General features: G+C 61.0%; 20 protein-coding genes. 16 read left to right on the forward strand and 4 right to left on the reverse strand.

Annotation, left to right across the window (positions count from 1 at the left end; translation table 11 throughout):
• Positions 1–101: 101 nt before the first annotated feature.
• The 3 genes from FBY03_RS04565 to FBY03_RS04575 all read right to left on the reverse strand — a co-directional run bounded on the left by FBY03_RS04565 (position 102) and on the right by FBY03_RS04575 (position 5,972).
• Positions 102–752, reverse strand: coding sequence for a TetR/AcrR family transcriptional regulator (locus FBY03_RS04565; RefSeq protein ID WP_147171013.1), 651 nt, complete (start codon positions 750–752; stop codon positions 102–104).
• 76 nt (positions 753–828) lie between these two features.
• Positions 829–2,007, reverse strand: coding sequence for an acetyl-CoA C-acetyltransferase (locus tag FBY03_RS04570; protein ID WP_147171014.1), 1,179 nt, complete (start codon positions 2,005–2,007; stop codon positions 829–831).
• A 401-nt stretch (positions 2,008–2,408) separates the two neighbouring features.
• Positions 2,409–5,972, reverse strand: coding sequence for an indolepyruvate ferredoxin oxidoreductase family protein (locus FBY03_RS04575; RefSeq protein ID WP_147171015.1), 3,564 nt, complete (start codon positions 5,970–5,972; stop codon positions 2,409–2,411).
• Positions 5,973–6,444: 472 nt separating this feature from the next.
• On the opposite strand from FBY03_RS04575, the gene FBY03_RS04580 reads away from it, so the two are divergent.
• From FBY03_RS04580 to FBY03_RS04625, 10 genes are all read left to right on the forward strand, one after another.
• Complete coding sequence (locus tag FBY03_RS04580; RefSeq protein ID WP_147171016.1) at positions 6,445–8,109, forward strand: DUF1302 domain-containing protein; 1,665 nt, start codon at positions 6,445–6,447, stop codon at positions 8,107–8,109.
• Positions 8,110–8,255: 146 nt separating this feature from the next.
• Positions 8,256–9,608, forward strand: a complete 1,353-nt coding sequence (locus tag FBY03_RS04585; protein WP_147171017.1) for a DUF1329 domain-containing protein — start codon at positions 8,256–8,258, stop codon at positions 9,606–9,608.
• 62 nt (positions 9,609–9,670) lie between these two features.
• Positions 9,671–10,468 carry an SDR family NAD(P)-dependent oxidoreductase gene (locus FBY03_RS04590; protein ID WP_147171018.1) on the forward strand — a complete coding sequence of 266 codons (798 nt, stop codon included), beginning with the start codon at positions 9,671–9,673 and terminating at the stop codon, positions 10,466–10,468.
• Positions 10,469–10,518: 50 nt separating this feature from the next.
• Positions 10,519–10,965 (forward strand): limonene-1,2-epoxide hydrolase family protein, encoded by a 447-nt coding sequence (locus tag FBY03_RS04595; protein ID WP_147171019.1) that lies wholly within the window; start codon positions 10,519–10,521, stop codon positions 10,963–10,965.
• Between the two features lie 45 nt (positions 10,966–11,010).
• Positions 11,011–12,387, forward strand: a complete 1,377-nt coding sequence (locus tag FBY03_RS04600) for a phosphotransferase family protein (RefSeq protein WP_147171020.1) — start codon at positions 11,011–11,013, stop codon at positions 12,385–12,387.
• Positions 12,388–12,417: 30 nt separating this feature from the next.
• Entirely contained in the window at positions 12,418–13,260 is an 843-nt protein-coding gene (locus FBY03_RS04605; RefSeq protein ID WP_147171021.1) for an SDR family oxidoreductase, read from the forward strand.
• A gap of 68 nt (positions 13,261–13,328) precedes the next feature.
• Positions 13,329–14,582, forward strand: coding sequence for an MFS transporter (locus tag FBY03_RS04610; RefSeq protein ID WP_147171022.1), 1,254 nt, complete (start codon positions 13,329–13,331; stop codon positions 14,580–14,582).
• 83 nt (positions 14,583–14,665) lie between these two features.
• Positions 14,666–15,592, forward strand: coding sequence for a zinc-binding dehydrogenase (locus FBY03_RS04615; protein ID WP_147171023.1), 927 nt, complete (start codon positions 14,666–14,668; stop codon positions 15,590–15,592).
• 147 nt (positions 15,593–15,739) lie between these two features.
• A complete protein-coding gene (locus FBY03_RS04620; RefSeq protein WP_147171024.1) occupies positions 15,740–16,102 on the forward strand; it encodes a limonene-1,2-epoxide hydrolase family protein in 363 nt (120 codons plus the stop codon).
• 83 nt (positions 16,103–16,185) lie between these two features.
• Positions 16,186–16,518, forward strand: a complete 333-nt coding sequence (locus tag FBY03_RS04625; protein ID WP_218570755.1) for an alpha/beta hydrolase — start codon at positions 16,186–16,188, stop codon at positions 16,516–16,518.
• Between the two features lie 40 nt (positions 16,519–16,558).
• Here the strand turns inward: FBY03_RS04625 and FBY03_RS04630 are convergent, their stop codons facing one another.
• A complete protein-coding gene (locus FBY03_RS04630) occupies positions 16,559–17,188 on the reverse strand; it encodes a TetR/AcrR family transcriptional regulator (RefSeq protein WP_147171025.1) in 630 nt (209 codons plus the stop codon).
• 242 nt (positions 17,189–17,430) lie between these two features.
• Here FBY03_RS04630 and FBY03_RS04635 point away from each other — a divergent pair, with 242 nt between their 5' ends.
• From FBY03_RS04635 to FBY03_RS04660, 6 genes are all read left to right on the forward strand, one after another.
• Positions 17,431–18,702: a cytochrome P450 gene (locus tag FBY03_RS04635; protein ID WP_147171026.1), complete on the forward strand. Its 1,272-nt coding sequence runs from the start codon at positions 17,431–17,433 to the stop codon at positions 18,700–18,702.
• Complete coding sequence (locus FBY03_RS04640) at positions 18,699–18,920, forward strand: ferredoxin (protein ID WP_147171027.1); 222 nt, start codon at positions 18,699–18,701, stop codon at positions 18,918–18,920. The genes FBY03_RS04635 and FBY03_RS04640 overlap by 4 nt, the downstream gene beginning before the upstream one ends.
• 50 nt (positions 18,921–18,970) lie before the next feature.
• A complete protein-coding gene (locus FBY03_RS04645; RefSeq protein WP_147171028.1) occupies positions 18,971–20,590 on the forward strand; it encodes a GMC family oxidoreductase in 1,620 nt (539 codons plus the stop codon).
• Positions 20,587–22,077 carry an aldehyde dehydrogenase family protein gene (locus FBY03_RS04650; protein WP_147171029.1) on the forward strand — a complete coding sequence of 497 codons (1,491 nt, stop codon included), beginning with the start codon at positions 20,587–20,589 and terminating at the stop codon, positions 22,075–22,077. The genes FBY03_RS04645 and FBY03_RS04650 overlap by 4 nt, the downstream gene beginning before the upstream one ends.
• A 104-nt stretch (positions 22,078–22,181) precedes the next feature.
• Positions 22,182–23,837, forward strand: a complete 1,656-nt coding sequence (locus FBY03_RS04655) for a DUF1302 domain-containing protein (protein ID WP_147171030.1) — start codon at positions 22,182–22,184, stop codon at positions 23,835–23,837.
• 27 nt (positions 23,838–23,864) lie between these two features.
• Positions 23,865–25,229 carry a DUF1329 domain-containing protein gene (locus FBY03_RS04660; RefSeq protein ID WP_147171031.1) on the forward strand — a complete coding sequence of 455 codons (1,365 nt, stop codon included), beginning with the start codon at positions 23,865–23,867 and terminating at the stop codon, positions 25,227–25,229.
• Positions 25,230–25,297: the final 68 nt, after the last annotated feature.

Genomic DNA, 25,297 nt, shown 5'->3' on the forward strand with positions numbered 1-25,297 from the left:
TGGTAACAGTTTTGCGCAGCGTTTAGCTGTAGTCTTGACTGCTTTCTGTGTGCCATGGATTCGCGCTGCAAGTATTAGCGCAAGGACGGTGTCTTGATGCTTCATTGTGCAGCTAACCTTCGGCTTGTTGGTGTGCGAACTAATAAGGACGTAATGATTGTTTGAAGTGAAACTATAATGTCGTCTAGTACGGTGTTACCGTCTGTGCTGACCAAAAAGGCGGCTTCGTTGAGCATGGCAAGCAATAAGGTCTCCGACGCTTTAAACCGTATAGGGTTGAATGCGTTTTGTTGAATGCCCTGTTGGATGATGTTTGACAGGATGTCCGCCTGCATATTGCGAATGGCTAGCGTCTCCCCCTGCTGCTCGGGGCTTAGGTTTCTAAACTCTAACTGGGTGATGGAACGACGGTGTGCATGTTTAACGTTGAAATCGATATGAGTGCGGATATAGGCAAGCAGTTGCTCTGCTGGCTTCATGTTACTCCGCACGCTCGCCTCAATCGCATCAAGTAAATCGGTCTCATGTTCATCTATCAATTCAAACAATAAGTCTTGTTTGCTTGCGATGTGGTTGTAGAGCGATCCTGCCTGGATGCCCAATGCGCTTGCTAGCTTTCTGAGGCTGACGCTCTGATAGCCCTGTTCGGCGAACAGCGTCAGCGCAATGTTCCGCACTTGTAAGTGCGGTTCAGCAAAACTAGGCGTAGCTTTTTTCATCGGCATATTGCTGGGCGTCATGAAGGTGTCCATCACGTAGTCTTAGGTGGGCAAGCCAGTTGAAGGTTGCGCTTAGGTCCTTTACAGCTGGCCGACCCTTTAAGGCTTACTACCTGGAAAGGGCCAGAGCTACACCCTGGCCGCCGCCAATGCACAGAGTGGCAAGGCCTTTTTTGGCATCGCGGCGAATCATTTCGTGGAGCAGGCTGACTAATACCCGGCAACCGGATGCACCAATCGGATGGCCGAGGGCGATAGCGCCGCCGTTGACGTTGACCTTGTCGATATCCCAACCCAGTTCTTTGCCGACCGAAAGGGCCTGGGCGGCGAAGGCTTCGTTGGCTTCGATCAGATCGAGGTCGGCCAGATTCCAGCCGGCTTTCTCCAAGCATTTAATACTCGCCGGTACCGGACCGATGCCCATGATTTGCGGATCTACACCGGCACTGGCGTAGCTTTGGATGGTGGCCAGCACGGGTAGGCCGAGCGCCTTGGCCTTGGTGGCACTCATCAACAACACCGCGGCGGCGCCATCATTGATGGTCGAAGCGTTGCCGGCTGTGACGCTGCCGTCTTTCTTGAAGGCGGGTTTGAGCGTGGCCAGCGACTCAGCAGATGTCTGCGTGCGAGGCTGCTCGTCTGTGGCAAACAGCAGTGGCTCGCCTTTGCGCTGTGGGATCGCCACGGGGGTTATCTCATCGCTGAAGCGGCCGGCTTCGATGGCTGCGCAGGCCAGACGCTGGGAGCGGGCGGCGTAGTTGTCCTGCTCTGCACGGGTCAGCTTGTAGCAGTCGACCAGGTTTTCCGCGGTTATGCCCATGTGGTAGCCGTTGAAGGCATCGATCAGGCCGTCCTGCAGCAGTGAGTCGGCCAATTGAGCGTGGCCCATGCGCAGGCCGGTACGGGCTTTGGCCAGGACATAGGGCGCCAGGCTCATGTTTTCCATGCCGCCGGCGATGATCACGTCAGCGTCGCCACAGCGGATCGCCTGGGCAGCCATGCTCACGGTCTTCAGGCCCGAACCGCAGAGTTTGTTGATAGTCAGGGCGGGCACGCTGTGCGGTAATCCGGCATTGATCGCCGATTGCCGTGCCGGGTTCTGCCCACATCCAGCGGTTAGAACCTGGCCGAGGATAACCTCATCGACGTTAGCCGGGTCCAGGCCGGTTTGCTGGAGCAGGGCGCGAATGACGATGCTGCCCAGCTCGACGGCGCTGATATTAGCCAAGCCGCCTTGGAAGGCGCCTATGGCGGTTCGGGTTGCAGCTACGATGACTACGTCTTGCATGATTTGCTCCAGATAAAAGGCGTGGCGCAATTCCGCTCACAGTGTGTGCGCCACGTTCTGCTAGTCAGCAGATAAATCGCGCCAGTTGGGCTGGGGATGACCGTTGCGAGCTCGCTCTATCATCATGAGATGAGTACTCGGCAGCCGGTCGCTGCTTGAAGCTCCTCGAGGCTGATGCCTGCGATCAGGTTCATGACGCCGCGCATGGTTAGTTCATCTCACGGGCGAGCTCAGAATTGCTGTAGATCCCAGGCATGCTTATTTGTGTACGACCTTTACGTTAACGTTCATGCGCATTCACCGCTTTTAACCACAGGTGCATCACCTGGCGGTTAAGTACTCAGGCGTTTTGTTGCAACGCGCTGATCTGCGCGGGACCTTCGAGAAGGTCCCGCGACCAATCAAAGCAGGGCTGCGTGGATGCGTACCGGTTTGTCGGCAAGGCCGGCATCGTGGAACTGATCGCCATTGCGCCATTGTTCGAGGAGCTGGCTCTTCTGCTGCTCGGCGTGTGCCAGGTAGCGCTCCTTGACCGGGCCATACCCGCGTACGGCATCTGGCAGGCTGGCCAGCTTCACTGCGGTCTCGAGCTTTTGCGGGCTGAGGTCCATTAGCAGTTGGTCGAGGATCTGTTCGTAGCTGTCTAACCACTCGCGTTCGACTTTGCGTTCGTGGGTATAGCCGAACGGGTCCAGCCAGGTGTTACGCAGGAATTTCATTTTGGCCAGCAGCTTGAACCCCTTGAGCATCCATGGGCCGAAGCTGCGCTTGGCCGGCTCGACGCCTGGGGCGGCTTTGTTCAGCAGAGGTGGCGCCAGGTGGAAGCTCAGGCTGTAGTCACCCTCGAAAGTCGCTTCGATTTTCTTGAGGAACTCGCCATTGGTGAACAGGCGCGCCACTTCGTACTCGTCCTTGATGGCCAGGACTTTGAAGTAGTAGCGTGCCACCGCCTCGGTGAGCGGGCCCGGCTGGCCGGACAGGGCACATTCCGCTGCGCTGAATTGCTCGACACGATCCTGATAACGCTTGGCCAGGATTGCATCTTGGTACTCGGTGAGGAAGTCGCCACGTCGGGCAATGCTTTCCTCCAGGCTCTGCGCCAGTTGGCGGTCGCGGCTCTGGACTTTGTTGGCCTCAAGTTTGCGCTGTACTCGTGGCAGATCGACGGCTGCGCGGCGCCCCCAGGCGAAGGCCGAGCGGTTGAACTCGACCGCAGTGCCATTTAGCTCTATGGCTTGCAGCAGGGCGTCTTCGCCCACCGGCAGCCAGCCTTGCTGGTAGGCAAAACCGAGCATGAAGGTGTTGGTGGCGATAGAGTCGCCCATCAGTGCGGTGGCGATCTGGCTGGCGTCGATGAAGTTGGCCTGACCATCGCCGACCGTTTCGCGGATTTGCGCGGCCATGTCCTGGGTACGGAACTTGGGATCGGGGTTGGCTTGCAGATCGCCGCTTTCCGCCTGCTTGGCGAAGGTCCGCACGAATGCGCTGGTGATGCTTTCTTCGCTGTTGACCAGTGCATGGGTGACGCCCTGACGCAACTTGGCCAGGGTTTCACTATTGGCACTGACCACCAGGTCGCAGCCGAGCAACAGGCTGGTTTCGCCCTCGGCGATGCGCGGCGCGAACAATTGCTCCTGACGTGCGGCGATACGGATGTGCGACCACACCGCGCCGCCTTTTTGCGCCATGCCGGCCATGTCCAGGTTGAGTGCGCCCTTGCCTTCGATAAAGGCGGCCATGCCTAGCAGGGCACCGATGGTCACCACGCCGGTACCGCCGACACCGGTAACCAGGATGCTATAGGGCTCATCCAGGCTGAGCGGCGCGGGTTGCGGCAGGTCCCAGCGCTCTTCGCTGTTCTCGGCCAGAGCCTTGGGCTTGCGCAGCTTGCCGCCCTCGACGGTGACGAAGCTCGGGCAGAAACCGGACAGGCAGGTGAAGTCCTTGTTGCAGGAGGACTGGTCGATTTCGCGCTTGCGCCCAAACTCGGTTTCTACCGCGACCACCGACATGCAGTTGGATTTGCTGCTGCAATCGCCGCACCCCTCGCACACGGCCTCGTTGATCACCACGCGGCGTGCCGGGTCTGGGAACTTGCCACGCTTGCGCCGGCGACGCTTCTCGGCGGCGCAGGTCTGGTCGTAGATCAGTGCCGAGACACCAGGGAACTCGCGCAGCTCTGTCTGACACTCTTCCATCCGCTCGCGGGCATATACCGGCACGCCTTCGGCAAGGTCCTTGATGCCGCGGTATTTGTCTGGATCCTCGCTGACTACGAGGATGCGCTGTACACCCTCGGCAGCCAGTTGGCGGCTGATCTGCGCCACACTCAAGGTGCCGTCTACCGGTTGGCCACCGGTCATGGCGACTGCATCGTTATAGAGAATCTTGTAGGTGATCCGCGACTTGGCTGCTACCGCCGCCCGGATTGCCAGCAGGCCGGAATGGAAGTAGGTGCCGTCACCGAGGTTGGCGAATACATGCTGAGTTTCGGTGAACGGAGCCTGGCCGATCCAGGCCACGCCTTCGCCGCCCATTTGGCTGAAGGTCTGGGTCTGCGGATAGATCCAGGCAGCCATGTAATGGCAGCCAATACCGGCAAGCGCGCGGCTGCCTTCGGGGACCTTGGTCGAGGTGTTATGCGGGCAGCCGGAGCAGTAGTGCGGTACCCGATCCATCAGGTTGTTGAAGTGCCCCTTGCATGCCAATTGGGCGTCGAGGACCGCCAGATTCGCCTGTAGTTTAGCGTTCTGTTGCTGGCGCAAAATTCGTCCGGCCAACGCGCGAGCGATCTGGGCCGGGGTCAGTTCACCGATTGCCGGCAGCAGCCAGCCGGTGTGCGGCAGGCTCCATTCGCCTTTGTCATCGAACTTGCCGACGATGTGCGGGCGTACGTCTTCGCGCCAATTGTAGAGTTCTTCCTTTAGCTGGTACTCGATCAGGTGACGTTTCTCCTCGATCACCACGATCTCTTCCAGCCCTTCGGCAAACTGGCGCACACCTTCGGCTTCCAGCGGCCAGATCATGCCGACCTTGTACACGCGCAGACCGAGTTGCTGTGCCATCGCCTCATCAATACCGAGAATCTTCAGCGCCTGGCAGACGTCGAGGTACGACTTGCCGGAGGTAATGATGCCGATGCGCGCCTTGGGCGAGTCGAGCACGATGCGGTCGAGGCGGTTGGCCTTGGCATACGCCAGTGCGGCATACAGTTTGTGCTCAAGCAGGCGTTGTTCCTGCGCCAGGGGAGGATCAGGCCAGCGGATATTGAGACCGCCCTCGGGTAGCTCGAAGTCGGGGATGATCGGTTGCACGCGATGTGGGTCGAGGTCGACGATGGCCGCACTTTCCACGGTGTCGGCGACTGCCTTGAGTGCAACCCAGCAGCCGGAGTAACGCGACATGGCCCAACCGTGCAGACCGTAATCGAGGTATTCCTGCACGCCGGACGGCGCCAGCACCGGCATCATCACAGCCTTGAAAATGTGCTCGGTCTGATGCGGCAGGGACGAGGAGCGGGCGCCATGGTCGTCACCGGCAATCGCCAGTACACCGCCGAACTTGGACGTACCGGCGGCATTGGCGTGGCGGAATACATCGCCGCAGCGATCCACGCCCGGGCCCTTGCCGTACCACATGCCAAAAACGCCGTCGTACTTGGCGCCTTCGAAGATGTTGACCTGCTGGGTGCCCCATAGCGAGGTGGCGGCAAGGTCTTCGTTGACCCCGGGCTGGAACACCGTGTGGTGCTGCTTGAGGTGATCGCGGGCTTTCCACAGGGCCTGATCGAACGCCCCCAGGGGCGAGCCGCGGTACCCGGAGATAAAGCCTGCTGTATTGAGGCCCGCATCGAGGTCGCGTTGCCGCTGCATCAACGGCAAGCGCACCAGCGCCTGGATGCCGGTCAGCAATACTTTTCCGCTTTGCTGAACGTACTTGTCGTCCAGGGACGGTGACTTGCTCATGGCTAACCTCCAATCTTGTTCTTATCGATACGGCCGCCTCACTCGGAGAGGGACCGCCAAGAAATATGAACAGATTGTCTGTTAGTGTTTATTTATCTGGAAGAGATAAAAATAACTTTCAGGTATCAGATAAACAAATACCTGGCGGGCTTTCCATCAGCAGCTACCGCTCATGCCGTGATGAGGGCGCAATGTCCTTCGGTTAGCCATCCGTTGAGCGATGCGAACATGCCAATAGCGCAGACCCTGCGGCGTGAGCGGCCTGTGTGCCTGTTATCACGCGTGCACCACGCAGCCGCTGTAAGGCGGGCAGTAAGAGCCTGTGTATTTCAGCAATAGCCCTTTGTATTTCAGCAATAGCCCGAATCGTTGTGTCTTCGCATGTCCTCTCGTCTACTCAGTCGGCGGCCCTGCTAGAGGTGATCGCTGCAGCCAACTGCGAATAACAATAACAAGCGAGACGGAGATTTTGATGTCTATTGGCAACCTGAAGCTGACCCGCCTGGCTATTGGCGTAGCCGTCGCCATGACCTGTAGTGGCCTGACCCAGGCAAGAGAGTTCGCTACCGCAAACCCTGATCTGACCCTGCGCTGGGACAATACGCTGCGCTACAACCTGGGGGTTCGGGCCGAAGAGCGCGAACAAGCGCTGGCCAACAATGCGACCTATGATGAGTCCGACTCCAAGTTCGACCGTGGCGATGTGGTAACCAATCGCATCGATGTGATGAGCGAGTTCGAGTTGGCTTACCAGCAGTACCATGGGATTCGCGTCAGCGGCGCCGGCTGGTACGACCAGGCCTACGCCGATACTGATGTCGAGACAAATTCCGGCAATGTCTTCTACCCGGGTGCCTTTCCCGGAGCGAGTACCCCGAGCTACCGGAGCGGTGAGTATTCGGGATTCACCAAGCGCTACCACCGTGGTTTGAGTGGCGAGTTGCTGGATGCGTTCGCCTTTACCCGCTTTAACCTCGGCGATGTGCCGGTCAGTCTGCGTGCGGGTCGACATACCGTGTACTGGGGCAACGGCCTGCTGATTCCCGGTCATGCGGTGTCCTATTCCCAGGCCCCGCTTGACGGACGCAAGGCGGTGAGTAATCCCGGCACCGAAACCCGCGAGATATTCCTACCACTGACCCAGGTGTCGGCTCAGGCTCAGGTCAACGACCGGCTGTCGTTGGCGGCCCAGTATTTCCTCGAGTGGGATACCACCCGTGCGCCAGAAGGCGGCACCTATCTGGCATCCGCCGACGTGGCGCTTGAGGGGCCCGATCAGTTGCCACTGTTTCAGGGGTTTGCCCGCCCGCTGGTCGATCCGTTGACGCCGGGGAACCGCGGCAACTGGGGCGTGATGGGCACTTACAGCCTGGACTTCCTGCACTCGGATATCGGCCTGTACTACCGCGAATACGATGACTACACCCCCTGGGGCCTGCAGGTCGGGGCCAATTTCGCGCGCTATGTGTATGCCGAGAACGTCAAGCTTTATGGCCTGAGTTGGGCCGCCGGTCCGGTGCTCGGGGGCGCGTCGCTGGGCGTGGATTTGTCCTATCGCAAGAACGCCTCGTTGATATCGAAAAACTTTAGTGCCGTGGATAACCAGGGTGCGCGCGGCGACACCGTGCACATGGTGGTCAACACACTGTGGCTGCTCCCGCGCACCGATTACTTCGATACCGGCAGCTTTATCGCCGAACTGGCCTACAGCCATGTGCAGAAAGTCACCGAGCATAAGGAGTTGTTCAAGGGCGAGGGCTATGGCGGTTGCCCCGCCGGTCAGGACAAGGAGTGGGGTTGTGCGACTCGCAACTATGTCGGCGTGGCGTTCAACGTTGCGCCGCAATGGCTTGGCGTGTTCCCGGGGTGGAACGTTTCCGCACCGATGAGCTTCGACTATGGCCTGTCCGGCAACGCGGCCAATGGTGGCGGCAGCGAGGGCAAGTACAGCTACAAGGTGGGCATCAAGGGCACCTTCGACGAGCGCTATGACGTCAGCCTGGCCTATATCGGCTACGGCAGCCAGCGCAAGTACGACGACATCGCCGGCGTTGGTAAGACGGTGGTAGGCGGCACCGGAGACATTGGCCTGTCCGACCGCAACTGGCTTTCGCTGACCTTCGGTACGGCGTTCTGATTCTAGCGCGCAGGTTCGTTGGCGAATCTGCGCTTGACGACATCCTTCTTCGTCCTGCGACTGCTTGGTAGCACTACGCGTGCCTGCCTGCTCGTGCGTGTTGCCCTTGTTTCCAGCGACTACAAAAACAATGACTGGAGGTTCTGATGACTTTAAATACCTATGTGACGGGGCTAGTAGCCGTGCTGTTGGTCGGTTCGGCCGCGGCCGACGACGGTGCCAAGCCCAGTGATCTCGGCGCCAAGCTGACCCGCTTCGGGGCGATTGTCGCTGGCAACGCCGATGGCAACATTCCCGCCTACGATGGCGGTCTCAAGGTGACGGCAGGACTGCAACCCGGTGACGGCTTCTGGCCCAATCCCTTTGCCGATGAAAAGCCGCGTCTGCGCATCGATGCCAGCAATGCCGAGCAGTATGCCAAGCAGTTGTCTGCCGGGCAGATGAAGTTGCTCAAGGACAACCCGCAAAGTTACTTCATGGAGGTCTATCCAACTCACCGCACGGCCGCGTTCCCCGAAGCATTTCTTGCCGCCACTGAACGCAACGCCAGCAACCCGGAATGCAAGTCGTTGAACGAGGGATTGTCGCTTGCCGAGGCCTGTCGCGGTGGCCTGCCGTTCCCGTTGCCCAAGGATGGTCAGCAGGTGATGTGGAACTACATCCTCAACTATCAGGGGGTCAATGGCTGGGACTGGAATCACAGTGCCTATGTGGTCAACCAGGGCCACGTAACGCTGACCAATACCAATCGCGCCACTGGTGAGAAACCTTACTACCAGGTTGACGTGGCGGACCGCGACCCGAGCATCGCCCAGCGTATCTGGTCGCGCATCATTGCCCCGGCACGGACTGCCGGGCAGGCGTCGGGCTACTGGGACTACCTCGATCCGGTGGCAAACGCCCGTTCGGCCTGGAGCTATTCGACCGGCCAACGTCGCGTGCGCAAGGCCCCGGAGTTTGCCTACGACACACCTAACTCGGCATTCGGCGGTGTGTCGTTCTACGACGAAATTTTCCTGTTCTCCGGGAAGATGGACCGCTTCGACTGGAAGCTGCTGGGCAAGCAGGAAATGCTGATTCCCTATAGCAACTATGACCTGAAGTGGAAGTGCGACATGGACAGCAAATTGATGGACAAACACATCAATCCGGCCTGTGAACGTTGGGAGTTGCATCGCGTCTGGGTGGTCGAGGCCACACGCAAGGAAGGCGTGCGTCACGCGCAGAAGACTCGCCGTTACTACATCGATGAGGACACCTACGGCGCGGCGCTGTATGACGCCTGGGACGACAGCGGGGAGATGTTCCGCGCAGGTGCGCAGTACAACATCCAGGCGTATGGCATCCCCAATAACCCACAAAACGATGCCTACTCGCTGTACGACTTCACGCGTCATCAATACGGCATGTTCGGCAACGGCCCGACCCGCTATCGCCAGGCGCCGGTGGCCGAGCGCGAAGCCAACCCGCAAACCATCGCCAGCGGCCAGACCCGCTGATGCCCGCCACTGGCTCGGGCGCAGTCGTTGCGCCCAGGTCTTACCGCAGCAGGAGAGAGCTCATGCATCGTGTTGAAGGAAAGGTTGCACTGATCACCGGTGCTGCCAGCGGCATCGGCCGTGCCGCCGCGCAAATGTTCGCCGCCCAGGGCGCGCATGTAGTGGTCACCGATCTCTATGGCGACGCCGCGCAGCGGGTGGCCCAGGACATTGTCGAGAGCGGTGGTAGCGCCATCGGGTTGAAGGTCGATGTCGGCGTCGAGGCCGACCTGCAGCAGATGGTCGATACGGCAGTAGAGACCTTCGGTCGTTTGGATGTGCTGTTTAACAATGCGGTCAACAAGAACCCGGAAACCGCGCGCGACGTGGATTTCCTTAACTTCAATCAGGACCTGTTCCACGCCAACATGCGGGTCAACGTGCTCGGCGGCGTGCTGGCGTGCAAGTACGCATTGCCGCATATGCTGGGGCAGGGCGACGGTTCGATCATCTTCACCTCCTCGACCAGCTCGATTGCCGGTGAAGTCGCGCAGTTCAGCTACGGCGCGTCGAAGGCGGCCCTGAACTGGTATGTGCAGAGCATCGCCGCCACCTTCGGCAAGCGCGGTGTGCGCTGCAACGCCATCCTGCCCGGCGTGATACGCACGGCTGCACTGGAGGGCTGGGCCAACGAGCAGATGACCCAGGCCTTTCTCGATATCCAGAACGTACCACGTCTCGGCGAGCCGGAAGATATCGCCAGCATGGCGCTGTTCCTCGCGTCCGACGAATCACGCTACGTCAACGGTGCGTTGCTGCGCGTCGATGGCGGCATGAGTTGCGGCACGCCAATGGTGCCAGTAGTACGCGCCTATCTATAAACCATGGCGCGTGCCTGGTGGCCGCGCCGAACGACGCTGGGGAGTTTGCCATGGGCATGCAACAAGAAAACCTTATTCGCGAATTTTGCGCCGCCTGGGGCGATGGCAGTGCCTCGACCCGCCCACAGATCAACAAGATCCTCGCCATGATGAGCGAAGACGCCGTATGGCAACTGTGGGTGCCGGGAGGCCCGATCATTCGTGGTCAGGCCGCGCTGCGTCAGGAGATCGAGCGGCAGATGAGTTACGTAACCCACAACAAATGCAAGATCCGCAACATCGTTTCCAGCGACACCCTGGTGATGACCGAGCGCGACGACTACGCGGTATCCCGGGGCTTGCCGATGCCGCATTCGATGGTGGCTGTCTACGAGCTGGATGAGCAGGGACTGATCAAGGCCTGGCGCGAGTACCTGGACACCGCCGACCTGGCGAAGAAGAAGGGCGTGCCGATCGAGCAGGTTGGCGGCCCGAGTCTGAGCAAGGCCGTCGGCTGAACGCGTGCCCGTATGCGGTGCGGTAGATTTTGGGGGGAGATGTAGATGCAAACGCAAGAAGATCAAGGCAGTGCAGATACGCTGAATGAGCAGAAATTGCGCAACTTCGTCGAGCAGTTGCTGGGTGGTGAAATTATCAGTATGGCGCGTCTGCTGCGCTGGCGGCCGGCGTGGAACCTTGAGCTGCGGCGTGGCGGCGAAGTGCTGGCGTTGCATATCCGCGGCGACCGCGGCGGCGATGTCAGTCCCTTCCCGGAGCTGCGCCGCGAGGCCGACATCCTTACCCTGCTGGGTGAGCAGGGGATTCCGGTGCCGCATATCTACGGTTTTTGTGAGGATCCACAAGCCATCATCATGCAGCAGGTGCGCGGTAGCCGTGATCTCGCCACGGCGGCCAGCGACGCCCAGCGCAGTGACCTGGCCCGGCAATATGTGCAGGCCATGGCGGCGATGCACCAACTGCCCCTGGAACCGTTCACCGCCCAGGGCATCGGCCTGCCGCTGGGGGCCGAGCAGATCAGCCTGGCTGGACTTGAGGCCTATTATCCGTTGTACGCCCGCAACAAGACCAAGCCGCAGCCGTTGGCCGAGTTCGCCCTTGGTTGGTTGCGCCGTAACGTACCGCAGCACCGTAGCAAGCCGGCGTTCGTGCAGTACGACTCGGGCCAGTACCTGTTCGCCGATGGCAAGGTCAATGCGCTCTACGATTTCGAGTTCGCCATGATCGGCGATCCACTGGCAGATCTGGCTTCGGCGCGCATGCGCGACAATTACGAGCCGCTGGGCGCGCGTTTCAGCGACCTCTACCGCTATTACCAGGAAGTTACTGGCGAAGCCGCTGATCCGGATGTGGTGCGCTTCCATACGGTGCTGTTCTCCACCGTCAGCACCATGCAGTTCTCAGCCACCATTGCCACCCCGCAGCCGGGCGACCCGCACGACACCTACATCGAGTTCGACATTGCCTTGCGCCGCGTGGTGGTGCATGCGCTCGCCGAAGCGATGGGCATTGCCATCGAGACTCCGGACCTGGAGATCAAAACCAGCGGGCCGAACGCGCAACTGCTGCTGATGCTCAAGGATGCGCTCGAGCAACTGGAGGTGAGCAACGAGTTCCAGAAAAGCCAACGTCAGTCGGTGGCCAAGCTGGTCGAGTACCTGACCTGTGCCGACGCCATGGCCCTGCAGTTGCTGCAGATCGATCAGGCCGAAGTGGAAGCCTTGCTGGATCGCCGCTTCGACGACTACAGCCAGCTGGACGCGGCCCTGGAGGAGTTCGTCAAAAACGCCGGACCAGAATACGACGAACGCCTGCTGCGCCTGTTCATGGCGCAGATCGAGCGCCGCGTACAGGTCTACGGCGCTACGGCGATCGGCGCATCGGCCAGCCATATCGACCTGCCGCCCATCGAGTCGCATTGACGCCGGCTTTCAGTCATTCGAGGTACTCAGATGTCGTCACCTACAGAGCAGGCCAGCAGCGTGCTGGCGTTCAAACAGAAGTACGGGCCTTGGGCGCTGATTGCCGGGGCGTCCCATGGCGTCGGTGCGGCTTTCGCCCAGCAACTGGCGGCACGCGGCTTGAACTGCGTGCTGGTGGCGCGACGCGAAGAAGCGCTGCGCGACCTGCAGGCGCAACTGATCGAAGAGTATGGCGTCGAGGTGTTGCTGGTCACCCAGGACCTTGCGCATGCCGACGCGACGAGCAAGCTGCTCGCCGCCGTGGCCGGCCGGGAAATCGGCCTGTTCGTCTACAACGCCGGGGGCGATCCCTATATCACCAAATTTCTCGACACCTCAGTCGACGACTGGAGCGCCTTGCTGCGGCTCAATGTATTGACGGTGATGGAATGCAGCCACGCATTCGGCGGGCGCATGCTCGCGCGCGGGCAGGGCGGTTTGCTCCTGGTAGGTTCGCAGGCGGCACTGGGGGGTATTCGCAAGCTGGCCATGTATAGCGCGACCAAGGGTTTTGCGCTGAACCTCGGCGAGTCGTTGTGGGCCGAGTGGAAAGACCGTGGTGTCGATGTGTTGAACCTGCTGATAGGCACCGTGGATACGCCGACCATGCGCGCAGCCATGGTCAAGCTGAAGATTGCCGATGCCCTGACCATGGTCTTGCCCAAGGCCGGGGAGATCGTCGAAGTCGCTCTGCGCGAACTGACCAATGGCCCGACTCTGATCCATCCAGAAGACCTCACCTGTAGCGACCCGGCGCTGAAACCGGGCAGCGCCCGCCATCAGCATGTGCTGAACAAAAGTGCCGAGGCGGCCCTGTTTATCGGCACCGATTGAGCAAGGTTGCCGGCCGCCTCGGTGGCCGGGAACGGCAGTCGACCCCGTCCATCCGGCGAGTAGTGTTAATGAAAAATTTCAACAACCTAGAATTCAAACGCGGCTGGCATGTGCTGATCCTGGCTATTGTCGGCGTGGCCACCAGTTCCAGCTCGTTGCTGCTGTATAGCTTCAGTTCTATGGTGATTCCCCTGGAACAGGCCATGGGCTGGGCGCGCAGTGATTTGCAGGCGGCGATTACGGCGTTGTCTCTGGGCACCATTGTCGCGGCGCAACTGGCCGGTTGGCTCAACCTGCGGTATGGCTTGCGCGCCGTGACCCTGGTGTCGCTGGTGACCCTGTCGCTCAGTGTGCTGATGCTGAGCCAGATCAGTGGTTCGATCTGGATGCTCTACCTGGGTTTCTTTTTGGTGCCGCTTGCCGGTTTGGGCACCTTGCAGATCACTTGGTCGCACCTGATCAACCTGTGGTTCGAGGAGAACCGTGGTTTTGCCTTGGCGATCATTCTCAGTGGCTCAGGGTTAGCGGCGATCATGCTGCCGCTAATCACCACGTGGGCGATCAGCCGCTGGGATTGGCAGTCCGGTTTTATCGCGCTTGCGTTGCTGCCGGTGTTGTTGGCGCTGCCACTGGCGCTGCGCTGGCTGATCCCGGAGATCGGCAGCACTCGCACGCATACTCAGCCTACTAGTGAGCAAGACCGCGAGCGTCCTGGCCTGCTTTTCAAGGATGCCCTGTGCTCCTGGCGCTTCTGGGTATGCAACCTGTCGATGACCCTGGTGGTGTCCTGCGTGGTCGGCATGGTTACCAATATCGTGCCTATGCTGCAGGATCGCGGGCTGACGGCGCTACAGGCCGGTCAGGTATTCAGCAGCTTCGGTATTTCGTTGATTCTCGGGCGTTTGCTGGTGGGGTATTTGATCGACCGGTTGTGGGCGCCGGGCGTCGCCGCGCTGGCCCTGCTGATGCCGGCCTTTGCCTGCCTGATCTTCATCTATGCCGAGTCCAGTCTGTTGTCCTTCACCATCGCCACCTTGCTGGTGGGCATCGGGGCGGGGGCCGAGTTCGATATCGCCGCCTTCCTGATCGCACGCTATTTCGGCATGCGCGACTATGGCCGTCTGTTCGGCGCGCACCTAGGGCTGATCACCGCCGGTGCCGCCACCGCACCCCTGTTGTTCGGCGCCTTGCTGAGCATGACCGGCAGCTACAGCGCGATGCTCGGCTTCTGCTTCGCGTGCTTTGTGGTCGGGCCACTGCTGTTGTTGGGGTTGGGCGGCTACCCGGTGTTCCAGCCAGTGCGAGTTGCAGCCAACACATAAATAGATATGGACAAAATATTAAAATGTGTTCAAGTTTGTCGTATCAATGAGAGCCAACAACAAGAATCAGTGATGGAGGCAATATGCGTGCTGCTGTGATTTCCGAACGTAATGCTCTGCCGGTGGTAGGTGAGTTTCGCGAGCCCGAGCCGCAGGACGGCTCGGTGCTGATCGACGTGGATACCGCCGGCCTGGGTGGCTGGGACGTGCTCGGCGCCTATCGCCTGGGCGTGGAATACCCGTGCGTGATTCGTGGCGAAGGCGTCGGCCGTGCCCCCGATGGCCGACGCGTTTATTTCGGCGAACGTTCGCTGTTGCCGTTCGGTGCCTGGGCCGAGCGCACCGTAGTGCCGGCTGCGGAAGTCTGGGACGTGCCGGATGATGTCGATGACAAGACCGCCATCAGCATGGGCATTGCCGCGACCGGCGCGATCGTGCCGCTGGAGCAGGCGAAGATCCAAAAAGGCGAGAAGGTGCTGATCCTCGGGGCCACCGGCACCCTCGGTCAAATCGCCCTTCAACTGGCCCGTGGTATGGGCGCTGGGCGGGTGGTTGGCGCTGCTCGCTCGGAAGAAGCGCTACTGCGACTGAAGTCGTGCGGTATCGCCGACGAGGTGGTGACCCTGGGTGGTGCCGATGATGTGGCGGCGCTCAAGGATGCCTCCGGCGGTGGCTTCGACGTGGTACTCGATCTGGTTTGCGGCCAGCCGATGCTGACCTCGCTGAAAGCCACCAACTGGGGCGCGCGGATCATGACCATTGGTACCGGTGCCGGGCGTCAGCTCAATCTGGATATCGCCGACCTGCTGTTTCGCACGCTGTCGTGCATCGGTACCGGCCAGCGTCCGCCAGCCGACCGCGAGCAGATCTGGAAACGCCTGCTGAAGATCGCCAAGGAGCAACAGATCCACGTCGACTACGTCGATTACACCCTGGATCAAGCCGCCGAAGCCTGGGCTGCCCAGCAGGCCGGCCCGCACGCCAAGATCACGGCCAGCATTCGCCGCTGAGTCGAGAGTACGGCCGGTCTCCGTCCTGAAGGCCGGCCCCCTTTCAAGCATATCTCCAGGCTGCGTGTGCCGCTGCTCTTGGCTGCCGGTCATTTGTCCGAGGGGATAACGGGTTCGCCAGCCTCAATTACAGACGGAGAGTACGACATGGTGAACAGCGAACAGGTCGTTCGTGAGTTTATTGGCCATTTCCACCACAGCTGGCCGGACGATCTCCGTCAGCCTGTGGCTTTACTGGCCGAGGACGCCTACTACCAGATGGAAACACCGAGCATTGCTGCGGTTCACGGCCGCGAGGCCATCCTCAAGGTGCTTGAGGCGATGAAAGCGAAAGTGGTGAATCAGAAGCATGAACTGATCAAAGTCGCCACCCTCGACAATGTGGTGTTTATGGAGCGAATCGATCAGTCCTATTGCCATGGCAAATGGGTGGCCGTGCCGATGGTGGCGGTTTTCGAGTTGAATGACGCAGGCAAGATAGTCGCTTGGCGTGAATACCTCGACCTATAACAATGCCGGGGAGCACGGTGTAGCGTTCGACGATATCGAGAAAAGCCTAGCCCCGGGAGCCGCCTGGAGGGGGAACGTCGGCGTTGTCGAAGTGCCGCGCCAAACGGGTCTGCGCATCTCGGGCGATCAGTCTCCACAAGTTTATGTGCCTGCCGCGCCGGACGTCGCCTTACCTGTCTGTCGCGCATGCCGATGAGCTGGCGGGGCTGCCGCCTACCTTCATCGGCGTGGGAACTCTGGATTTATTTGTCGCGGAAAGTATCGCCTATGCCCAGCAGCTGATCCGCTGCAGGGTTGCGAGCGAGCTGCGCATTTACCCCGGTGTGATGCACGGCTTTGATTGGCTCAAGGAGGCGAGGGCGGCACTGCAGTTTGTCAGCGACCATCTGGCCGCGCTGCGGCGCTTGCTGGCGTAGCCGAGCAGTTGGCGGCAGGCCAATCGGGGCTACCTGTGGCTCAGCTCAACGGGATGCCGGCAGTCGGCCAGTTGCCGTTGTTCATCAGTTTGTCAAAGGCTTCGGTGATCTCCTGCGCCGAGCAGGGATAGTCGTGTCTGACCCACCATAACCACAGGCCGATTAAGGCGCCGACAAAACAGCGCACTACTACCTCTCCAGATAGCTCGTAGGCGCTGCAAATGCCTTGTTTGCGGTAGTGCTCACGCACCTGGATCAGCAGAATATTTTCAAGGTGGGCGAGGATGATGGCTTGCGACGGGCTGCTGAAAAACGAGGTGGTCAACGCAGCATGTCGTTCGGTGGCAGCGAACAACCAGGCCGATACATCCAGCACTACACGGCGCTCACCGCAGATGTCATCGACCCGGGTATGCGGTATGCCGATGCTGTCGTAACCGGCGAGCAACAGGTCTTCCTTGTCGCGAAAGTGTGCATAGAAGGTCGAGCGTGCCACCCCGGTACGATCCAGCAGCTCTTGCACGGTGATTTCACTGTAGTCCTTTTCCAGCGCCAGTCGGTACATGCAGTCGAGCAACAATTCACGGGTGCGTTGCGAGCGCAGGGCATGGCGTTTGCCGGCGAGTTCGTCAGCCAGCGGAGGGAACTGAAGTGGGGTGGGCTGCTTCATTGAGGCTACCTGCAAGGCGTTTTTATTGGAGTCATGGCGCCGTGCGCGCATAGGCTGCGGCGGTGATTCTGGCAGACTGGCACAAGCCTTCCCCGGTAGGCAAGGCGCACTTTGCCTGGGTCCGTCGGGTGGTGTGATTCTGAAGTTGAAATCGAACGGATCTTAAATTCTGTCCGTTGTGCATTATTTGGCTTGGCCCTACATTTTTCTCCGTTCGCAAGCGACGACCGGAGAAAACAATAATGACCGTCGATCACGCCACTGCCATCCCTTCACACATTCCCGCGCACCTGGTGCAGGACTTCGACTTGTGGGCCGAGCTCACGGCTCAGGGCGAAAATGCCTATGCCTGGGCCGCCAATCTGCATCGCAGCACCCCGCCGATTTTCTGGGTGCCGCGGCTGAGCTTCCTGGCGGGTACTTGGGTGCCACGCCGTGCTGAAGACCTGCGGCGCATCCTGCAAGACCCGGAAACCTTCAGCAGCGTCGGCCTCACGCCTTACGCCATGTTATTGGGTGAAAGCTGGCGTCTGGCCCCGCTGGAGGTTGATCCGCCGGATCACGCCAAGTACCGCGCGCTGCTCAATCCGCTGTTCACGCCGAAGAAGGTCGATGCCCTTGAGCAGGACATCCGCGCGCTGGCAACCCAGTTGATCGAAGCGGTGGCACAGCAGGGACGTTGCGACTTCAACGAAGACTTTGCCAAAGCCTTCCCGACTCTGATCTTCCTCAAACTGATGGGCTGGCCACTGGAAGAGCGTCCGCTGTTCCAGCACTGGACGCAGACCCTGATCAAAAGCTTTGACATGCAGGTGGTCACCGACAATGCGCGGGCCATCACCGGCTGGATTCGCAACCACATCGCCGAGCGACGGCTGAACCCGGGCGACGATTTCACCAGTTACCTGCTGGCCAGTCAGATAGACGGACGCGCGCTGACCGATGACGAAATGCTCGGCATCAATTTCCTCATATTTATCGGCGGGCTGGACACCGTCACTTCCAGCATCGGCCTGTTCTTCCGCCATCTGGCGCGCCACCCCGAGCAGCAGGCGCAACTGCGCGCCGACCCGGAGCTGATCCCCAATGCGGTCGAGGAACTGCTGCGCTCCTATTCCATCGTCAACATGCGCCGCACCGTGACTCGCGATGTGCAGATCGGCGAAGCGCTGATGAAGAAGGGGGACATGGTGTTGATCAGCACCGAGCTGGCCAACTTAGACCCGGAAGTGTTCGACAACCCCGAGCAAGTCGACTTCCTGCGCAGCAGCGGTGCGCCGCATATGGCGTTCTCCTACGGTGTGCATCGCTGCGTCGGTTCGCACCTGGCGCGCCGCGAGCTGCGCATCGCTCTGGAACTGTGGCTCAAGCTGATCCCGCCGTTTCGCATCGCCGACGGTACGCAGCCGCGCTTCAGTGCAGTCGGCGTGTTCGGGATGGAAGACCTGCACCTGCAGTGGGATCCGGTGGTCGGCACTGCGCCAGCCACGTCTGCCGAGCGGCTGAGCGCATGAAGGTGCGTATCAACCAGCAGGCCTGCGCCGGCCATGCTCGCTGCAACCATGTGGCGCCCGGCCTCTACAGCCTCGACGACAACGGTTATATCGCCAGCACCGGCTTCAGGGTCGAGGTCGGGCAGCAAGCCCTGGCATTGCGCGGTGCGCGGGCTTGCCCGGAACGCATCATCGAGATGCTCGATGAACCGGCATCCGCTTCGTTCGGCGCGACCTGAGCCCGCTTGACCACGACCTTTCACGTTATCCAGTAGAAAGAAGAACACTTATGAGTAAAACCTACGACTACATCGTCATCGGTGCGGGGTCCTCGGGCTGTGTGCTGGCCAACCGATTGTCGGCTGACCCCGGCGTATCGGTGCTGCTGATCGAGAGCGGCCCCGACCACAGCAGCCCATTGATCAGGATGCCGCGCGGCATCGGCAAACTGCTCAACCCCGGCAATCCGCACGTCTGGTCATACCAGGCCCAGCGGGGTGAGGGCATGGGCGACGAATTGTGGCTCAAGGGCAAGACCATTGGCGGCTCCAGTTCGGTCAACGGCATGGTCTATGTGCGCGGCACCCCGGCCGATTACGACGGTTGGGAAGCCCAGGGCTGCAGCGGCTGGGGTTGGGAGGACATGGGTCGGCAGTTTGTCGCCCTGGAAGACCATCAGCTCGGCGCGGCACAGTGGCGCGGCGTCGGTGGCCCGCTCAAGGTCAGCGTGCACCCGGCCGGCGACTCGCTGTGCGAGGCGATCATCGGCGCGGCCGGCAAGCTCGGGGTTACGCGAGTCAGCGACACCAACCATGTCGACGCCGTCGCTCAGGGTGGGTTTGGCTATCAGCCGCAAACCACCTGGCAGGGGCAGCGCTTCAGCGCTGCACGCGCGTTTCTAGACCCGGTACGCCAGCGCCCCAACCTCACCATCATGACCGGCACCGATGTGCAGCGCATCGAGTTCAAGGAGCGCCGCGCGGTGGCCGTGCGGGTCCGTAGTGCCGCCGGCCCGCAGCGCTTTGCCATCGGCCGTGAAGTGCTGTTGTGCGCCGGGGCCATCGAGTCGCCAAAGTTGTTGCAACTGTCCGGCATCGGCCCGGCCGAGTTGCTGCGCGAGCACGGGATCGACGTGGTGTGCGATTCGCCGGATGTCGGCGGCAACCTGCGCGAGCATGTGTACATGGCCATGCAGTACCGGGTGACCCGCGGCAGCCTGAACCATTGCTTCTTCGGTTGGGGCTTGTTGCGTTCGGTGCTGCAGTACTTCCTGCGCAAGAAGGGGCCGATGACCCACGCGGCGCACGAGGCCGGCGGTTTCGTGAAAACCCGTGCGGGGCTGGAACTGCCAGACGCGCAGATCGGCGTCAGTCTCTATTCCATGGAAGGCGACGGCAACAAGGTGATGATCGACAAGCAACCGGGTCTGACCATCGGCGGCTATTTCCTGCACCCCGAAAGCCGCGGCCATGTGCGCATCCAGTCGGCCGACCCGTCGGTACCGCCGCAGATTTGCGGTAACTACCTGGCCGCAGAGATCGACCGCACCTCGGCCATCGCCATGTTCCGCTGGTTTCGCCGGCTGGCTGCCGAGCCGCTACTCAAGCCGTTCATCGTCCATGAGCTGACGCCTGGCCCGCAGGTGCAAAGCGACGAGGAGATCCTTGCCGCGGTCCGGCGTCTGGGGCAGACCGCCTTCCACGTCGCCGGCACTTGCCGGATGGGCGCGGACCGCGACGCGGTGCTCGATCCGCAGTTGAAGGTCCGTGGCGTCGAGGGCATCCGGGTGGTCGACACCTCGGTCATGCCCTGTCTGGTTTCCGGCAACACCAATGCACCGGCGATGGCGATTGCCATGCGCGCGGCAGAAATCATCACCGGTAAAATCGAAGGAGTGGCAGCCGCATGAGTATTCCCTATACCCACCTGGACAAGTTGTACATCGACGGCTGCTGGGTGGCCGCCGACGGGGCTTGCGAGGCGGTGCTCAACCCGGCCACCGAAGCGGTGATCGGTCATGCGCCGGTTGGCGACATTGCCGCTGCCGCGAGCGCCATCGCCGCCGCCCGCGAGGCGTTCGATAATGGCCCCTGGCCGCACATGAGCATGGCCGAGCGCGCTGCCTACATGCGCCGCATGCATGCCGCGCTGGTGGCCCGGCGTGAGCAGGTCGCCGCGCTGATCATTGCCGAGGTTGGCTGTTCACAAGGCGTGACCTACGCCATGCAGGTGGACATGCCACTGGCCCATGTGCTGACCGCCATCGAGCAGTCATTGCATCAGGAGCTGCGGCACATTCCGCTGGAAGCCACGCCCAACCCGATGAATCCGACCGGGCCGCTGATTCTCGGCAGCGGCAGCATCGAGCGCGAAGCCATCGGCGTGGTCGCCGGCATCACCGGCTACAATTTCCCGTTCCTGCTCAACCTGGCCAAGGTGTTCCCGGTCTTGCTGGCGGGCAACACCCTGGTGCTCAAACCATCGCCCTTCACGCCGTATTCCGCGCTGCTATTCGGCGAAATCGCCGCCGAGATCGGCTTGCCCAAGGGCGTGCTCAACATCGTTACCGGCGGCATCGAGGTCGGCAGCCTGCTGAGCAGTGACCCGCAGGTAGACATGGTCTCCTTCACCGGTTCGGAAGCCGTAGGCATGAGCATCATGGCCCAGGCCGCGCCCACCCTGAAGCGCGTGCACTTGGAGCTGGGCGGCAAGTCGGCGCTGATCGTCCGCGCCGATGCCGACATCCAGGCTACTGCCATGGGCGCACTGGCCGGGCTTACGGTGAACGCCGGGCAGGGTTGCGCCTTGCTCACCCGCTTCGTGGTGCACAACTCGATTCGCGAGCAGTTCGTGCAGGTTGTCAAGGCCATGGCCAGCCAGATCAAGATCGGCAACCCGGCTGACCCCAGCGTGATGATGGGGCCGCTGATCCGCGAGTCGCAGCGGGCCAAGGTCGAGCATTTCATCGCCAGCGGTCGCGATGCGGGGGCCACCCTGGTGTGTGGCGGCGGCCGCCCTGCGGGGCTCAAGCAAGGCTTCTTCAGCGAGATCACGCTGTTCGACGACGTGCGCAACGACATGCACATCGCCCAGGAAGAAATCTTCGGTCCGGTGGGCGTGGTCATCGGTTTTGACACGGACGAAGAAGCGATCGCCATCGCCAACGACTCGCGTTACGGCCTCAACGGCGGCATCGCCAGTGCCGACGCCGCGACCGCCTACCAGATGGCCCGGCGCATCCGTGCCGGCAGCGTCTACATCAACGGTGGTGGCGGCAAGATGCCCTATGCGCCGATTGGCGGTTTCAAACGGTCGGGCATCGGCCGCGAGTTCGGCCCGGACTGGCTCAAGGAGTTCACCCAGGAGAAATCGATCATCTATCCCGTTGGCCGCTAGTTCGCGCTGATGCAGGGATCACTGCGCGTTTTACCTCGGGTATGCGCCGCCGGTTGCGCTGGCGCTTACCGATAGGCGACTGAAAATAAAAAAAGGTGGTTTGTATGAAAAATATGAGCAAGCAGGGGCGAGCGCTGGTTGTCCACGGCACCATGACCCTTCTGGCACTTAGCATCGCCGGGCAGGCACTGGGTGCCGCCATCGAGTTGGGCAATCCGGATTTGCGCATGCGCTGGGACAATACGCTGCGCTACAACCTGGGCATGCGCATGGAGGACCAGGACAGCCGCATCCTGAACAACCCGAACTACGACGAGTCAGACGGTAAGTTCGACCGCCATGACATCGTTACCAATCGTCTCGACTTGTTGAGCGAGATCGATCTGTCCTACCGCAAGACCTGGGGGGCACGGGTCAGCGCCGCTGGCTGGTATGACCACGCCTACCACGACAACAGCGTCGACAGTCATGCTGCCGGCCTGCCGACCAGCTACAACAACGACCGCTACAGCTCGGAAGTGCAGCGCTATGTTGAAGGTCCGTCCGGGGAAATTCTCGATGCCTTCGTTTGGCATAACTTCCGTCTCGGCGAGACGCTGGTAAACGTCAAGCTCGGTCGGCATACGAATTTCTGGGGGGAGGGCCTGCTGTTCGGTGCCCACGCCATATCCTATTCGCAAGCGCCGCTCGATGGGGGCAAGGCAGTCACCAGTCCGGGTATCGAAACCAAGGAAGTGTTCCTGCCCATCGGCCAGGTTTCCGCCAAGGCCCAGCTCACTCCGAACCTGACCCTGGCCGGGCAGTACTTCTATGAATGGGACTACACACGGATTCCCTATGGCGGTACCTATTTTGGCGCGGCAGACCCGTTCTTCGAGGGCCCCGATCGTTTGCCGCTGGCTCCCGGGTTCGCCTTTCAGCGCGGCAAATCGCGCTTCGGCCGCGACACCGCCAACTTCGGGGTGATGGCCAAATATAACGTTGACGCGATCGAGACCAGCATCGGTATTTATTACCGCCAGTTCGACGATTACCAGCCCTGGTTTGCCCCTCAGGTCGATCCGGTGGCGGGCGAGTACCGCCTGGTTTATCCGCGTGACGTGAAGCTGGCAGGCCTGAGCTTCTCGCGCATGTTCGATACGGTGTCGGTGGCCGGCGAGCTGTCCTACCGCAAGGATGGCGCGCTGAATGCCGTGGGCATCGATGCCCTCGACAACGAAGGTCCGCGTGGCGACTCGCTGCACTTCGTCACCAACGCCATCTACGGGGTGCCACGTAACTTCATCTCCAAGAACGCCACGCTAATCGCTGAGTTCGCCTACAGCCGCCTGCAACACGTCACCAAGCATGAGGAACTGTACCTGGCAGAAGGCAGTGCCAATTGCATTGATCCGCGCGTCGGTACGCCGGGCTCTGGCGACAAGTCGGACGGTTGCTCGACCCGCGACTACGCGGCCGTCGCGGTCAACTACACCCCGCAGTACCTGTCGGTGTTCCCGTCCTGGGACATGGATGTACCGGTTACCGTCAACTACGGCCTGCACGGCAACGCGGCCACTGCCGGCGGTGGTAATGAAGGGGCCTTGACCTGGTCGGCCGGCGTGCGCCTGACCTATGCCCAGCGCTTCGAGTTCGGTCTGCGCTACGCCGACAGCGGCGCGCAATCGAAAACCCTGCCAGGCAACGTCGTCGGTGGTAACGGTGCGGTCGGCGGCACGGATCGTGGCTGGCTGGCCTTCACCTTCAAGACCTCCATCTAACAAATCGAAGAAGCGGAGCATATGACTATGAACGGACATTTTGTCCTGGCAGCGGCCCTGATGGGCGTTGTGACCTGCAGCCTGGCTGCGACCTCAGCCGAGCAAGCCGCTGAGCTGGGGAAAAGTCTGACCGCGTTCGGCGCGATCCAGGCTGGCAATGCCGAGGGTACTATTCCGCCTTACGAGGGCGGTCTGCGCACTATTCCGGCCGGCTTCAAGCCCGACAGTGGTTTTTGGGTTGATCCTTTCAAGGATGAAAAGCCGCTGATGCGCATCAACTCGACGAACATGGCCCAGTACGCCGAGCAGCTCAGCGGCGGGCAGAAGATGCTGTTGGAGAAGTACCCCGAGTACTACCTGGATATCTACCCGTCGCATCGCACGGCGGCCTATCCGCAGGAGGTGCTGGATGCCACGGTACGCAACGCCACCGGCTGCCATACGCTGCAAGACAATCTCGCGGTCGATCCGGCCTGTCGTGGCGGTATTCCCTTCCCGATTCCGCAAAATGGCAACGAGCTGATCTGGAACCAACAGTTGCGCTACAAGAACGGTCCCGGCTATACCAGCACCGCTTCTTCCGATAGCTGGGTGGTCGACTCGCGCGGCCAGGTGACCAAGACGGCCGAATCCGCGACCTTCGAGGAAACCCCGTTCTATCAGGTCAAGCAGACCGATCGCGATCCGATGCTCTACTACCGTGCCTGGGCGCTGGACAGCTACCCGGCGCGCAGCGCCGGACAGTTGATCATCATCGCCGACTACCTGGACCCGACCAGCAAGCCACGGCGTGCTTGGAGCTACACCCCAGGGATGCGACGGATCAAGCTGGCTCCGGAGTTCGCCTATGACACGCCGGTACCCAACCAGGGCGGGGTCAACTTGTTCGACGAGTTGCAGATGTTCTCCGGCAGCCAGGACCGCTTCGACTACAAGCTGGTCGGCCGCAAGGAAATGTACATCCCGTACAACGCCTACAAGTTCTACTTCGACTGCAAGCAGGAGGAGCAATTTCTCGCCCACCATGCCAATCCTGCGTGCGAGCGCTGGGAGCTGCACCGTGTCTGGGTCGTCGAGGCCACTCTCAAACCAGGCAAGCGTCACGCCTACAGCAAACGCACCTACTACCTCGACGAGGACACCTTCGGGGCCGGCCTGTATGACGCCTGGGACCAAGGCGGTCTGCTCTATCGCGCCTTGTTCCAGAGCGGTGTGCAGCTTTACGACAAGGACATTCCCTATACCGTGAAAAACGTCAGCTATGACTTCAACAAGGGCATCTGGTCAATCCTCAACGATGGCCTCAAGGGCGGGTACCGGATCAGCGACACCCCGCTGTCGGAAACTGACATGAGCCCGGAAACCATCGTCTCACAGGAGACCCAGCGTTAATCAGGGCTGCAAAACTGTCACGTTGAATCGTTGCAACTCTTCATCACCTTTATGGCCCCTTGTGGGCC

Origin of the sequence: Pseudomonas sp. SJZ079 (genome assembly GCF_007993865.1) — a bacterium.
In the GTDB taxonomy this organism is placed as follows: Bacteria; Pseudomonadota; Gammaproteobacteria; order Pseudomonadales; family Pseudomonadaceae; genus Aquipseudomonas.